Source organism: Streptomyces sp. WM6372 (assembly GCF_001279655.1).
Taxonomy (GTDB): domain Bacteria; phylum Actinomycetota; class Actinomycetes; order Streptomycetales; family Streptomycetaceae; genus Streptomyces.
In genome coordinates this window covers 1-12,851 of sequence record NZ_LGDB01000221.1, presented here as the reverse complement: position 1 = coordinate 12,851, position 12,851 = coordinate 1, and the positions used below count along the sequence as shown (strand labels likewise).

Here is a 12,851-nt window from a genome sequence, read left to right as displayed (position 1 = left end):
TATGCCCGAGCTGCCCGAGGTCGAGGCCCTGCGGGAGTTCCTCGACGAACACCTCGCCGGGCGGGTGGTGGAGCACGTCCTCCCGCTCGCCGTCAGCGTGCTCAAGACGTACGAACCGCCGCTCAGCGCCCTCGAAGGGCAGCCGGCCGGGGCCACCGCCCGCCACGGGAAGTTCCTGGCGATCCGGATCGGCGAGCTCCACCTCGTCACCCACCTGGCCCGGGCCGGCTGGCTCCGCTGGCAGGACTCCCTGCCCGAGCGGCCGCCGCGCCCCGGCAAGGGACCGCTCGCCCTCCGGGTCGCCCTGGAGGGCGGCGGCGGCTTCGACCTCACCGAGGCCGGGACGCAGAAGCGCCTCGCCGTGTACGTCGTCCGCGACCCAGGGGAGGTGCCCGGCATCGCGCGCCTCGGCCCCGACCCGCTCGCCGACGGGTTCGACCGGGACGCGTTCGCCGCGCTCCTGGCGGGGGAGCGGCGGCAGATCAAGGGCGTGCTGCGCGACCAGAGCGTGATCGCCGGGATCGGGAACGCGTACAGCGACGAGATCCTGCACGCAGCGAAGGTCTCGCCCTTCAAACTGGCGGCCTCCTTCGACGAGGAGCAGGTCACCCACCTGTACGAGGCCGTCCGGCGGACCCTGAGCGAGGCCGTCGAACGCGCGCACGGCGTGGCCGCCGGCAACCTCAAGGCCGAGAAGAAGAGCGGGCTGCGGGTGCACGGCCGGGACGGGGAGCCCTGCCCGGTGTGCGGGGACACCGTGCGCTCGGTGTCGTTCGCCGACTCCTCGCTCCAGTACTGCCCCACCTGCCAGACCGGCGGCAAGCCGCTCGCCGACCGCAGGCTCTCCCGTCTCCTCAAATGACGTCCGCCTGCGTAGACTCCGGCCCCATGGCCGACCAGCAGCAGCCGCGTGCGCACCCGCAGCAGCAGCCGCCTTCGCCTTCGCCGCCCCGGCGCGAGATCGTCACGGGCGTGCCGCGCGGCACGCGCCGGCGCCCGCCCGCGCACACCCCGGCCCGCTCGGAGATCTCCGAGCAGACGACGCTGGGCGCCACGTACGTCCGGGCCCTGATGCGCAGCCAGCTCCGGGCCGGGCTCGGCGCGCTGGGCGTGCTCGCGCTGCTCGTCGGGACGCTGCCGGTGCTGTTCACGCTGTCGCGCTCGGAGTCGGGGCCACTGGTCTGGGTGGCGCTCGGCCTGGTGGCGTACCCGGTGATGTGGCTGATCGCCCGGTGGTACGTCACCCGGGCCGAGCGCAACGAGGCCGATTTCACGGGCCTGGTGATGGACCCGGCCGAGGTGCCGGGCCCGTACCGGCGGCCCGGCTGACCGCGTCCCCGGTTCTCGGTCCTCGGGGTCCGCGTCCCGACGCGCGCCCTCAGAACAGGTGCATCGCCAAGTGGCCCAGCGGCAGGCCGAGCTGCCACGCGGGGGTCCACACCCGCGCGTTCTCGTCCAGTCCGGCCGGGGTGTCGGCGGGGCCGGGCCGTCCCGGGTCGAGGTTGGTGGCGAACAGCTCGGTGCGGTCCAGCCAGCGCCAGGCCGCCCGGGCCAGTTCCAGGTCCGGGTCCTCGCCGCGGCCGCGCTCCCTGGCCTCCTCGCCCAGGGCGAGGAACCGGGTGTCCACCCAGTCGCGCCAGGGGTGCCCGTACGCCGTCAGCGACAGCCACTCGTCGAGCTGGGAGACCACCCGGATCCCGGAGAGCTCGCCGGCCGCGTCGGAGAGGTAGATCGTCAGCGCGAGCGTGTCCCGCCCGGCGCGGAACTCCAGGGTACTGACCGGGATCAGCCGGCCCGTGCGCAGCAGTTCGTCGGCGATGTACTCCGCGTAGAGCCATGCCATGGGCACCGCGAGCCCGCCGTCACTGGTGCCGTTCGTACCCTCGGGCTGCACCGTTCCACCTTCTCCCGCGCGTCGAGCTTCCCGTCGTCAGCCATGAGCCTTCACCGAGCGACTCGCGGAACGGGGCGTGTTTACCCAACTTGAACGCTCTGAGGCCGATTTCGATGCGTTTTGTGTCCGATCCGCGTGCATTCGGTTCGTTCAGGCGCCGAGGCCGTACCCGTATCCCTGGAGGCCCTTCTTCAATGCGCGCAGGGCGTAGTACGTACGGGACTTGACCGTTCCTGCCGGAATTCCGAGCTCCGCCGCCGCCTCGGCCACCGAGCGGTCCTGGAAGTACACCTGCATCAGCACCTCGCGGTGCTCCGGCCCGAGCGAGCCCACGGCCCGCCGGACGTCGATCGCCGTGACCGAGCCGGCCACCGCGTCCTCGGGCGCGGGTGCCTGCTCCAGCCCCTCCGGGTCCACCTCCTGCGGGCGGGACAGCCGCGCCCGCCGGGCGTCGATCGCGAGCCGCCGCGCCACCGTGAACAGCCAGGGCCGCATGGAGTCGTGAGCGCTCTCCAGCACCTCGGGGTGCTGCCAGGCACGGACCAGCGTCTCCTGTACGAGGTCCTCGGCGCGCTGGGAGTCCCCGGCCGTGAGCCCGAGCAGGAAGCCGAACAGGGCCCGCCCGTGGTCGCGCTGGAGCTCGGCCAGCGCCTCGGGGTCCGTGCGCAGGAGGGTGGGGGAGAGGGGCACGAGGGGCTCCTTCCTGGGTCCGTTCGGCTCCGACGCACCCACCCTCACCTGCACGGAGCGCCCCGGGAACCGTCCCGCCCCGCCGTTGCGCCCAAGCGCCCAGGTCATCCGGTGGGCGGCCGCGCCCGGCGGTGAACGGTCGAACGGCGCGGCGAACGGCCGCCCGGGTGAGGGCGGCTGCCGCAGGGGCGCCTCGGATCCGCCGCCCGACTGGTGACGTCTACCTCCATGGATTACAGATGGTCAGATAGTCCTACTAATGAGAGCTGGCTCAGATGACCAAGCACGCCCGGCAGGCCCTCGCGCTCCTGTCGGCTGTCCTGGTGGCCGCGGCCGCCGCCGGCTGTTCCTCCGGCAAGGACTCCGCGCCGGCCCGCCTCGGCACCTCCCGCGCCCCGGGGCCGTCTGCCGGATCTGGGGCGAACCCGGCCCCGGCCGAAGGCGCCGCGAAGGGCTTCACCCTGGTCGCGACCGGCGACGTACTGCCGCACGATTCGGTCATCAAGCGGGCGGCGGCGGACGCGGACGGCGACGGCCACGACTTCAGGCCGATGTTCTCCCTGGTCAAGCCGGTGGTCTCGGCAGCCGACCTGGCCCTGTGCCACATGGAGACCGTGTACGGGCAGGACGGCGGCCCGTTCACCGGCTACCCGGCCTTCCAGTCCCCACCGGAAGTGGCCGGCGGGCTCAAGGACGCCGGGTACGACGGCTGCTCCACCGCTTCGAACCACACCCTGGACGCCGGGGCCGAGGGTCTGGGGCGCACCCTCGACACGTTCGACGAGGCCGGGCTGAAGCACGCCGGTTCGGCCCGTACGGCGGCCGAGGCGGCCACGCCCACCATGTACACGGCGGGCTCCGCCAAGGTCGCGCACCTCGCCTACACGTACGACACGAACGGCTACCCGCTGCCGGAGGGCCGGCCGTGGGCCGTCAACCTGATGGAGAAGGACAAGATCATCGCGGATGCGCGGGCCGCCCGGAAGGCGGGTGCGGACGTCGTCCTGGTCAGCCTGCACTGGGGCACCGAATGGCAGACCGAGCCGGACGAGAGGCAACTGTCGCTCGGCAAGGAGCTGACGGCCTCCCAGAGCGGCGGGCGCCCCGACATCGACATGATCCTGGGCACGCACGCGCACATCCCGCAGGCCTACGAGAAGGTCAACGGGACGTGGATCATCTACGGCATGGGCGACCAGGTCGCCGGTGAGATGTTCAACTACTCCGGCGCGCGGGACATGCGCGGCAACTACGGCTCCATCGGCCGCTTCACCTTCGCCCCGCCGGCCGCAGCGGGACAGCGCTGGCAGGTCACCAAGGCCGAGTTCATCCCGCAGATGATGGACCTGTCCGCCGGGAAGGTCGTCAACCTTCCCGCCGCCCTCGCCCGGGACCCCGGCGACGACGAGTACGAGCGCGCGCAGGACGCCGTCAGCGAGGCCGTCCTCAGCCGCGGCGCGGCCAAGGACGGCCTGACGATGGCGAAGTAGCCGCAGCCCCGGTCAGGGAACGCCGGTGAGGGAACGCCGGTCACGGAACCACCGTGACCGGCCAGCGGCCCGCCTTGACGAGGCGGACCGCCACCGAGCCGACGATCCGGTGCCCGGCCTGCTCCGAGGCGCCGACCACCACCGCGTCCGCCTTGAGCTCGTCCGCCGCGCTCACCAGGCCCGCGTACGGATCGCCGCGGAAGGTGTGGAACTGCCAGCGCACCTCGTAGACGCCCTTGACCCGCTCCGCCGCGTCCCGGATCTCGGCCACCAGCCCCTCCGCGATCTCCCCGGTGGTGTCGGCCACCGGCGCTCCCAGCGAGGCCCCGGCGGGCATCACCGGCTGGACGTACACCAGCGCCAGCAGTGCGTGCTGGCGCCGGGCCAGCCCCGCCGCGTACGCCGCCGCCCGCAGGGAGGACTCCGACCCGTCCACCCCGGCGAGGATCACCTTCGGGCCGTCCGTACCGCGTTCGAATCCCGTGTTCACGTGCTCAGTCACCCTCCCGAGGTTATGCGCTTCGCCGCGCGCCGCGGCGCGGGCCTCCCTACAGTGCGAATCATGAGTGCCACCGTGGAGGAGACCCGTGGCACCCGGAACCGCTTCCTGAACCGGGTGCCCGACGCGTTCGCCGCGTTCTTCGGAACGCTCGGACTCCTGTGCGCCGTACTGGCGCTCTCCCCGACGCTGCGGCACCTGCTGCGGCACATCGTGCGCTTCCTCGACGAGATCGTGGTGCCGGTCAGCGCCAACCTCGCCTACGCCGTCTTCCTCTTCCTGCTCGCCGCCGCCCTCGGCACCCGCAAGAAGGTCGCCTGGTGGATCGTCGTCACCTATCTGGCCCTGCTCATCCTGGTCGACGTCCTGATCATCGCCGACGAGTACTACTGGATCGGCGGCCCCTCGATGGCCATCGCCGTCGCCGCCATCGGGGTCCTGATCGCCGCCCGCAAGGAGTTCTACGCGGCCTCCCGGCCCGGCGCCTTCTGGCGCGCCCTCTTCGTCCTGGGCCTCGGCCTGCTCGTCGCCGTGTTCGTCGGCTGGGGGCTGGTCGCGCTGTTCCCCGGCACCCTGCCCAAGGGGCAGTGGCTGGACTGGGCCGCCCGGCAGGTCTTCGGCGGTCTCGTCTCGCCCCGCCAGTTCGACGGCCACCCGCCCCGCCCGCTCTACTTCTTCCTCGGCCTCTTCGGCGCCCTCGCCCTGCTGAACGCCGCCTCGACCCTGTTCCGCTCCCAGCGGCTGACCGCCGCCCTGCACGGGGACGAGGAGCCCCGTATCCGGGCCCTGCTCGGCGCCTACGGCCGGGGCGATTCCCTCGGCTACTTCGCCACCCGCCGTGACAAGGCCGTCGTGTTCGCCCCCAACGGCAGGGCGGGCGTCACCTACCGCGTCGAGGCCGGCGTCTGCCTCGCCAGCGGCGACCCGGTCGGCGACCCCGCCGCCTGGAGCGCCGCCGTCGACGCCTGGCTCACCGTCGCCCGCCGCCACGGCTGGCAGCCCGCCGTCATGGGCGCCTCCGAGGAGGGGGCCACCGCGTACGCCCGCTCCGGGCTCAGCGCCCTCCAGCTCGGAGACGAGGCGATCCTGCACGTCGCCCACTTCGACCTCGACGGGCGCGACATGCGCGTGACCCGCCAGGCCGTCAACCGCGTCAAGCGCACCGGGGCCACCACGCTCATCCGCCGCCACTCCGCCCTCAGCGAGGAGGAGATGCAGCGGATCATCGAGCGCGCCGACACCTGGCGCGACACCGAGACCGAGCGCGGGTTCTCCATGGCCCTGGACCGGCTCGGCGACCCCGCCGACGGGGACTGCCTGCTCGTCGAGGCCTTCGACGCGCAGGGTGAGCTGATCGCCCTGCTGTCCTTCGTGCCGTGGGGCAAGGACGGCATCTCCCTGGACCTGATGCGACGCGACCGCACCGCCCCCAACGGGGTCATGGAGTTCATGGTCGCCGAGCTGTGCGCCGCGGCGCCCGGCCTGGGCGTGCGCCGGATCTCCCTGAACTTCGCCGTCTTCCGCTCCGCCTTCGAGGAGGGCGGCCGGATCGGGGCCGGGCCGGTGCTCAAGCTGTGGCGCAAGCTGCTGCTGTTCTTCTCCCGCTGGTGGCAGCTGGAGGCCCTCTACCGCTCGAACGTCAAGTACGGGCCCGAGTGGTACCCGCGGTTCCTCTGCTACCAGGACGCCGGCTCGCTCGCCCGGGTCAGCCTCGCCTCCGGCATCGCGGAGGGCTTCGTCTCCGTACCCAGCCTGCGCAAACTGTGGGGCAACGGGCACGCCAAGGGGCTCACCGCGCCCGCCAGCACCGAGGGGCTGCCGTCCATCGACTCCCTCGCCCTCGACCTCGTGGCCGGGGAGGCCGAAACGGCGTCGCGGGGCGAGCGGCTGCCCGAACAGGTGCGCGTCCGCCACGCCAAGATGGAGCGGATCCGGGCGGCCGGCACCGACCCGTACCCCGTCGGGATCCGGCAGCGCACCCACACCGTGGCCGAGCTGAGGGCCGCCCTCCCCGGGCACGCGCCGGGCATCCTCCCCGGGCACGCGCCCGGCGCCCGCTCCGGAGAACAGGCCACGCTCGCCGGCCGGGTGATGCTCGTACGCGACCTCGGCGGCGTGGTCTTCGCCGTGCTGCGCGACTGGTCCGGGGACATACAGCTGATGCTCACCCGCGACGAGAGCGGCGCCGGCGTACTGGACTCCTTCACCTCCCAGGTCGACTTCGGCGACCACGTGGTCGCGAGCGGCGAGATCGGCGCCAGCCGCAGCGGCGAGCCCTCCCTCGTGGTCTCCTCCTGGCAGCTCACCGGCAAATGCCTGCGCCCGCTGCCGGACAAGCGCAAGGGGCTCGCCGACCCCGAGGCGCGCGTGCGGCGCCGCTACCTCGACCTGGTCGCGAGCCCCGAGGCGCGGGACGTCGTACGGGCCCGGTCCACGGCCGTCCAGGCACTGCGCCAGGGGCTGCTGGACCGCGGCTACCTGGAGGTCGAGACCCCGATGCTCCAGCAGATCCACGGCGGGGCCAACGCCCGGCCATTCCGGACCCACATCAACGCCTACGACCTCGACCTGTACCTGCGCATCGCGCCCGAGCTGTACCTGAAGCGGCTGTGCGTCGGCGGCCTGGAGAAGGTCTTCGAGATGGGCCGCACCTTCCGCAACGAGGGCGTCTCCTACAAGCACAATCCCGAGTTCACGATGCTGGAGGCCTACCAGGCCTTCGCCGACTACGACGTGATGCTCGACCTCACGCGCGAGCTGATCCAGGGCGCCGCGACCGCAGCCTTCGGCTCGCCGGTCGCCCACAAGGCGGGCCCGGACGGCAAGCTCGTCGTTCACGACATCTCCGGGATCTGGCCGGTCAAGACGATGTACGGGGCGATCAGCGAGGCGCTCGGGGAGGAGGTCGACGCCGACACCGAGGAGCACGTGCTGCGGCGCCTCTGCGACCGGGCAGCCGTCCCGCACACGCCCGAGAACACCCGCGGCGACGTGGTGCTGGAGATGTACGAGCGGCTGGTGGAGGAGAAGACCAAGCTGCCCACCTTCTACAAGGACTTCCCCACCGACGTCTCACCGTTGACCCGGCAGCACCGGGGGGACCCGCGCCTCGCCGAGCGCTGGGACCTCGTCGCCTTCGGGACCGAACTGGGCACCGCCTATTCGGAGCTGACCGACCCGGTGGAGCAGCGGCGCAGGCTCACCGCCCAGTCGCTGCTCGCGGCGGGCGGCGACCCGGAGGCGATGGAGCTCGACAACGACTTCCTGGACGCGCTGGAGTACGCGATGCCGCCGACCGGCGGCTTGGGCATCGGCGTCGACCGGCTCGTCATGTTCCTCACGGGCCTCACGATCCGCGAGACGCTGCCGTTCCCGCTGGTGCGGCGCGGCTGATCGGGTGAGGGGGAGGCCGCGCGTTCGCGCCTCTCGACATCTGCGGGGATGTCGTTGATACGTAGTAATAATGAAAAATGACGAGCCGACAGTAGGGCGACGCGTGCTCCTGCGTACCGCCGTCTTCCTCGGAGTCGCCGCGGCCTCCGGACTGCTCACGGGCGGCGAGACCGGCGCGCCCGGCCAGAACACGGCGGGCGGCGCACCCGGCGCCGGCCTCGGCGCCGCTCCCGGCGGCCCGGCGGCCGGTCAGCCCGGACCCGGCGGAGCCGCCGGACCGGGCGGGGTCCGCGCCCTGCGGCCGCAGGCACCCGGCCAGTCGGCCTACCGGCTGAGCCCCATGACCGCCGAGACCCCGCTGCGGCCGCCCGCCGCGCGGCCCGCGGTGCGGACCCGGCCCATCCTGGAACTGCCGCCCGACGCGAGCACCGCGAGCGCCATGGTCCTCACCTTCGACGACGGGCCCGATCCGCGCTACACGCCCGCCATCCTGGACACCCTCGCCCGGTACGGGGTCCGCGCCATGTTCTTCGTCTGCGGGGAGATGGCCACCGACAACCGGGACCTGCTGCGCCGGATGGCCGCCGAGGGCCACGTCATCGGCAACCACACCTGGACCCATCCGCTCATCCCCACCCTGAGCCGGCCCGCCCTCGCCTCCGAGATCGCCCGGACGAGCGAGGTCGTACAGCAGGCGATGGGGGAGGCGCCGCAGTGGTTCCGGGCGCCCTACGGGGCGTGGAACCGGGCGGCGTTCGAGATCGGGGCCGAGCTGGGCATGGAGCCGCTCGCCTGGACGGTGGACACCCTGGACTGGACGGAGCCGGGCACGACCACGATCGTCTCGAACGTCCTCAAGGGCGCGGCGCCCGGCGTGATCGTGCTCAACCACGACGCGGGCGGCGACCGCTCGCAGAGCGTGCGCGCGGTCAGCACGTACCTGCCCCAACTCCTGGCCCGTGGTTACCGGATGACGCTGCCCGCGCTGCCGCCCCGCTGAGGAAGGTCCTCTCGGCGGGGTAGGGCGGGGCGGGGCGGAGCGGGTGCGGGGCGGGGTGCGTGCGGGTGCGGGGCGGGGTGCGTGCGGGTCCGCGCCGTCCGTGCGGCGGCGGACCCGCCGCTCAGCGGGCCTCCACCATCCGGGCGAAGACGACGACGTTGCCGTCGTAGCCCCGGGCCTTGGAGTAGCCGCCGCCACAGGTGATCACCCGCAGCTCCGCGTGCCCGTTGTCCCCGTAGACCCGGGCTCCGGGGAACGTCTCCTTCGAGAAGACCTCCACCCCGTACACCTCGAACACCGCCGTGCGCCCGTCGTACCGCTCCACCTCGATGTGGTTGCCCTTGCGCAGCGAACCCAGGCCGTAGAAGACCGCCGGTCCGCTCGCGTTGTCGACATGGCCCACGATCACCGCCGAGCCGCGCTGGCCGGGCGAGATCCCGTTGAGGTACCAGCCGGCCAGATTCGGGTCCTGTGGCGGCGGGGCCTCGATCCAGCCCTGCGCGTCCAGTCCGACCGTCATCACCGGCGCGTCCACCTTGATGTTGGGGATGCGGATGCGCTGGACCGACGAGTGCTCCAGCGGTTGCACCTCCGGGCGCGGCTCGGCCCGCTGCTGCATCGGCTGCTCACCCTGCACCGGCGGAGGCGCCGGCAGCTGCTCGGCGGGCACCCCGACCGCCGCCGCGGCGGTCGGCTGCGGCGGCCCTTCGCCGATGTCCGCTCCGTTGCGCATCATGGCGAGGCCGCTGAGCATGACCAGTGCGAGCACGCCCCAGGGGGATCGTCTTCTCGGTGGCTGCTCGCTCTCGTCCTCGGTCATGGCTCTCCCTTCCCGACGCGGGGGTCCCGACCCGCGTTCTTGTCCCACCCCTGTACGCCCTTCCCCACGCACGCTAAGGCTGCGTGCGCAAGACGGCGATCGGTGAAGGGCGAACGGGTGGCGGCGCGGCCGGAAGGGGTGCGCCCATCCAGGTATTCGTCACATAAATGCCTGACGGGTCGTGACCTGCGGATCCGTCAGGCGAGCCGCGCGCCCCTCGGCGTGTCGCTCAACCTTGCGGCCCAAAGCCGGAAATGCGCTGGTTGCGAGCCGCCCCGAGGGTTCGTCGTGGGAGGCGTTCTCGTCGATCTTCCCGGGCGACCGCTCCGGGGCGCTTCCCGCTGGAGGTTCCACCATGCGTGTTCTCCGCGCCCTCACCGTGGCCGCGGCGGCCGTCGTCGCCGTCGGGCTCAGTACCCCGTTCGCCGCCGCGAACCCGTCGGACCCACTGGGCGGATCCCCGTCGGGTCAGGGCGGCAACGGCGGCAACGGGGGCAACAACGGCAACGGCCCGAGCAATGTCACCGTCAACCCGTACTCCGTGCACCAGGGCTCGACGATGCAGGTCAGCGCGGCCGGCTGCCGCCACGGCGGCACGGTCTGGTCGGCCGGCAACTTTCCCCAGACGAACCTGTCGGCCGGCTCCATCGGGTTCGCCACCGTCCGGATCTTCAACCACGCCTCGCCGGGCAACCACACGCTGTCGGTCAAGTGCCACGACAACAGCCTGGTCGCCACGCACCGGTTCACCATCCTCCGGGGCAACGGCGCACAGGGCGGTATCGGCGGCTCGCTCGGCCCGTCCACCGCCGAGACCGCCATCGGGTCGGGCCTGGTCGGCGCCGCCGCCTTGGGCGCGGGCGTGCACGTGATGCGCCGGCGCCGTCCGCTGCGCGGCAGGGCCTGACGGCCGGGCCTCCCCGGTCGGACCCTGCGCAGCCCGCAGCAGCCCGGGAACCGCCGGTCGCCCCGAATCCTGGCCAGGACTCGGGGCGACCGGCGGTCGGTGCTCCGGGGTGGGCGCGTGTGCGGCGTCTCGTCGCGGACGGTCAATGGCCGCGGGTGGAGGCGCGGCGGCGCAGTACGTACGCCGTACCGCCGGCGGCCGCGAGGAAGAGCGCGGCGCCGGCGCCGAGTTCCCGGGGATCCATCCCGGCCACGCTGCCGCCCAGACCGCCGCGGACGCCGAGGGAGGCACCCCGGGTGGCCGTGGAGGCGGCCGTCGACGTGGAGGTGGAGCTGGTGGTGGGCTTGGTGGTGCCGCCGGTGATGGTGAGGTCCGCCGAACCGTTCTCGCCGTTGCAGGTGAAGGTGACGGAATACACGGCTCCGCGCCGGGCGTCGCGGTCCACGGTCACCCGGGCGGTCTGGCCGCGCGCGATGCTCACGGTGTCGAAGACCCCGGAGGAGACGGTGGCGTAGGCGGCGTTGCAGCCGGTGACGGAGAGCACCGTCTGGCCGCCGGGGGCGACCGTCGACGGGGTGATGGCGAAGCCGAACGAGGTGATGGGCTGGGCCTCGGCCGCGGTCGCGGAGGGCGCGCCGAGGGCGCCGAGCGCGAGTACGGCGCCCGTGGCGCCGGCGCTCAGCAGGGCGGTGGCGTTGCTGCGTATCGCACCCATGGTTGGTCTCCGGATCTCCGAGGAGCAGCCGCGGAACGGTTTCCGCACGTGGGGGGTCGTGCGCCTCGATGTCCGACACGCTAGGTCCGGTCGCGGTGACCCGCGATCAGGAACGGGCGAATGGGGCACGGGGGTAGGCCGAACCGGGGACGGGAGGCCCGCCCCCGGTTTGCGGTCCGTTGGCGTGCCCCCGGTCCCCGGTCCCTGGTCCCGGGTCCCCGGGCCGCGATATCCGGCCCCGTGATCCGGCCCCGTGCCTCAGCCGCCGAGCGGCAGGTGCGGGAACTGCGCGAGGAAGGGCTCGGCGGTCGCCGCGATGCCCCGGCCGAACGGCGCGTCGAAGTCCCAGATCAGGAACAGCAGGAAGGCGATCAGCGCGCTGAACAGCCCCGCCAGCAGCAGTTCCCGGAACGAGCGGCGGATCTGCAGGGTGAAGACCAGGCCCACCGTCACCAGTGCCCCGGCGATCAGCCCGAACCACACCACCCCCGGCATCGTCGCCCCGGCGCTCTGGCCGCGGGCGCTGCGGGCGTCGTCCACCAGGGCGACCTGGTCCACCAGAGGCTGGTACGCCTGCCCCTCGTGGTCGGTCTGCGGTTCGTAGTCCGTGACGTCGCGGCGGATGCGCTCCAGCAGTTCGGTGCTGCGGTCGGTGAGATCGCCGTGGTCGGCCATCTCCTTCCACTCGGTGTCCACCACGTACGTCACGTACGCGTCGACGTCGGACCGGATCTTCTTGCGCACGTCGGCCGGGTAGACCTCGGAGCGGACGCTGATCTCGTGCAGGGCCTGAGCCTCCTGGCGCACGTACTCCTGGGCGGCCCCGCGGCCCTCCCAGACACCGGCGATCGCCAGGCCCAGCACGATCGCGTAGATCACCCCGATCATCATCGTCATGTACTCGATGACGTCCGGGGTCTCGTTGGGATCGTCGTCGTCGCCGATCCGCCGGTGGTTGAAGAAGGCGATGGACAGCACCACGGCGCAGGCCGCCGCCATCGCGAGGGTCAGAACGAGCCATTCCGACAAGATGACTCCCAATCGGTCACAAAAGGTGGTGTGCGGGGCGGCGTGTCTAGCGGGGCCGCAGCGCGACGATCGCGAGTACCGCGGGAGCCGCGGTCATCAAGGTGAAGGTCACCGGTGAGATGTGGTGCTCGGGCCGCTTGGCGGCCGCCGTGCGGTAGGCCGGCCTGGCCACCGGCTTCTTCGGGGGCGGGGGCGGCGGCGTCACCACGGGTGCGGGTGCCTTCGCTTGGAGCGGGGGCGGCGGCACCGGCTTCGGCGGGGCCGGCGCGGGCGGCTTCGGCCGGGGCTTCGCCTGGGGAGCGCGCGGTGGCGGCGGCGTGGGCTTCGGCGCGGGAGGAAGCGGCGGCGCGGGCGGAGGAGTCGGCTTCGGGGGCGGCGTCGGGGACGGCGGTGGCGGGGTCGGCGTCGGGGTGG

At 73.0% G+C, this 12,851-nt stretch carries 13 protein-coding genes; 6 read left to right on the top strand and 7 right to left on the bottom strand.

The features are described from left to right. Nucleotide 1: 1 nt before the first annotated feature. Both ADK52_RS31460 and ADK52_RS31455 read left to right on the top strand, forming a co-directional pair. Nucleotides 2–862 (top strand): Fpg/Nei family DNA glycosylase, encoded by an 861-nt coding sequence (locus ADK52_RS31460; protein ID WP_053693265.1) that lies wholly within the window; start codon nucleotides 2–4, stop codon nucleotides 860–862. A gap of 26 nt (nucleotides 863–888) precedes the next feature. Beyond that, nucleotides 889–1,329 (top strand): hypothetical protein, encoded by a 441-nt coding sequence (locus tag ADK52_RS31455; protein ID WP_053693264.1) that lies wholly within the window; start codon nucleotides 889–891, stop codon nucleotides 1,327–1,329. Between the two features lie 49 nt (nucleotides 1,330–1,378). On the opposite strand, the gene ADK52_RS31450 is transcribed toward ADK52_RS31455, so the two are convergent. Continuing rightward, nucleotides 1,379–1,843, bottom strand: coding sequence for a hypothetical protein (locus tag ADK52_RS31450; RefSeq protein WP_053693289.1), 465 nt, complete (start codon nucleotides 1,841–1,843; stop codon nucleotides 1,379–1,381). Nucleotides 1,844–2,044: 201 nt separating this feature from the next. Continuing rightward, on the bottom strand, nucleotides 2,045–2,584 hold the full coding sequence (locus ADK52_RS31445) for a sigma-70 family RNA polymerase sigma factor (RefSeq protein WP_053693263.1): 540 nt from the start codon (nucleotides 2,582–2,584) through the stop codon (nucleotides 2,045–2,047). 275 nt (nucleotides 2,585–2,859) lie between these two features. Here ADK52_RS31445 and ADK52_RS31440 point away from each other — a divergent pair, with 275 nt between their 5' ends. After that, the gene (locus ADK52_RS31440) at nucleotides 2,860–4,074 is read left to right on the top strand and encodes a CapA family protein (protein ID WP_053693262.1); all 1,215 of its coding nucleotides are present in this window, start codon (nucleotides 2,860–2,862) and stop codon (nucleotides 4,072–4,074) included. 40 nt (nucleotides 4,075–4,114) lie between these two features. Here ADK52_RS31440 and ADK52_RS31435 read toward each other — a convergent pair whose 3' ends face one another. Then, a complete protein-coding gene (locus ADK52_RS31435; RefSeq protein ID WP_053693261.1) occupies nucleotides 4,115–4,576 on the bottom strand; it encodes a universal stress protein in 462 nt (153 codons plus the stop codon). Nucleotides 4,577–4,636: 60 nt separating this feature from the next. On the opposite strand from ADK52_RS31435, the gene lysX reads away from it, so the two are divergent. Both lysX and ADK52_RS31425 read left to right on the top strand, forming a co-directional pair. After that, complete coding sequence (gene lysX / locus ADK52_RS31430; protein WP_053693260.1) at nucleotides 4,637–7,966, top strand: bifunctional lysylphosphatidylglycerol synthetase/lysine--tRNA ligase LysX; 3,330 nt, start codon at nucleotides 4,637–4,639, stop codon at nucleotides 7,964–7,966. Nucleotides 7,967–8,036: 70 nt separating this feature from the next. After that, nucleotides 8,037–8,966, top strand: coding sequence for a polysaccharide deacetylase family protein (locus ADK52_RS31425; protein ID WP_053693259.1), 930 nt, complete (start codon nucleotides 8,037–8,039; stop codon nucleotides 8,964–8,966). Nucleotides 8,967–9,087: 121 nt separating this feature from the next. Here ADK52_RS31425 and ADK52_RS31420 read toward each other — a convergent pair whose 3' ends face one another. After that, complete coding sequence (locus tag ADK52_RS31420) at nucleotides 9,088–9,786, bottom strand: class F sortase (RefSeq protein WP_053693258.1); 699 nt, start codon at nucleotides 9,784–9,786, stop codon at nucleotides 9,088–9,090. Between the two features lie 355 nt (nucleotides 9,787–10,141). Between ADK52_RS31420 and ADK52_RS31415 the strand changes: the two genes are divergently transcribed. Further along, on the top strand, nucleotides 10,142–10,693 hold the full coding sequence (locus tag ADK52_RS31415; RefSeq protein ID WP_053693257.1) for a hypothetical protein: 552 nt from the start codon (nucleotides 10,142–10,144) through the stop codon (nucleotides 10,691–10,693). A gap of 142 nt (nucleotides 10,694–10,835) precedes the next feature. Here ADK52_RS31415 and ADK52_RS31410 read toward each other — a convergent pair whose 3' ends face one another. The 3 genes from ADK52_RS31410 to ADK52_RS42630 form a co-directional block, all read right to left on the bottom strand. Continuing rightward, nucleotides 10,836–11,408, bottom strand: coding sequence for a hypothetical protein (locus ADK52_RS31410; protein ID WP_053693256.1), 573 nt, complete (start codon nucleotides 11,406–11,408; stop codon nucleotides 10,836–10,838). A 258-nt stretch (nucleotides 11,409–11,666) separates the two neighbouring features. After that, entirely contained in the window at nucleotides 11,667–12,437 is a 771-nt protein-coding gene (locus ADK52_RS31405; RefSeq protein WP_053693255.1) for a DUF4239 domain-containing protein, read from the bottom strand. 46 nt (nucleotides 12,438–12,483) lie between these two features. Beyond that, entirely contained in the window at nucleotides 12,484–12,645 is a 162-nt protein-coding gene (locus ADK52_RS42630) for a hypothetical protein (RefSeq protein WP_159046076.1), read from the bottom strand. Between the last annotated feature and the right edge of the window lie 206 nt (nucleotides 12,646–12,851).

What these genes read in the sequence shown, in the direction of transcription:
- ADK52_RS31460 (WP_053693265.1), top strand. Translation starts at nt 2, where the DNA reads ATGCCCGAGCTGCCCGAGGTCGAGGCCCTGCGGGAGTTCCTCGACGAA.
- ADK52_RS31455 (WP_053693264.1), top strand. Translation starts at nt 889, where the DNA reads ATGGCCGACCAGCAGCAGCCGCGTGCGCACCCGCAGCAGCAGCCGCCT.
- ADK52_RS31450 (WP_053693289.1), bottom strand. Translation starts at nt 1,843, where the DNA reads ATGGCATGGCTCTACGCGGAGTACATCGCCGACGAACTGCTGCGCACG.
- ADK52_RS31440 (WP_053693262.1), top strand. Translation starts at nt 2,860, where the DNA reads ATGACCAAGCACGCCCGGCAGGCCCTCGCGCTCCTGTCGGCTGTCCTG.
- lysX (WP_053693260.1), top strand. Translation starts at nt 4,637, where the DNA reads ATGAGTGCCACCGTGGAGGAGACCCGTGGCACCCGGAACCGCTTCCTG.
- ADK52_RS31425 (WP_053693259.1), top strand. Translation starts at nt 8,037, where the DNA reads ATGAAAAATGACGAGCCGACAGTAGGGCGACGCGTGCTCCTGCGTACC.
- ADK52_RS31420 (WP_053693258.1), bottom strand. Translation starts at nt 9,786, where the DNA reads ATGACCGAGGACGAGAGCGAGCAGCCACCGAGAAGACGATCCCCCTGG.
- ADK52_RS31415 (WP_053693257.1), top strand. Translation starts at nt 10,142, where the DNA reads ATGCGTGTTCTCCGCGCCCTCACCGTGGCCGCGGCGGCCGTCGTCGCC.
- ADK52_RS31410 (WP_053693256.1), bottom strand. Translation starts at nt 11,408, where the DNA reads ATGGGTGCGATACGCAGCAACGCCACCGCCCTGCTGAGCGCCGGCGCC.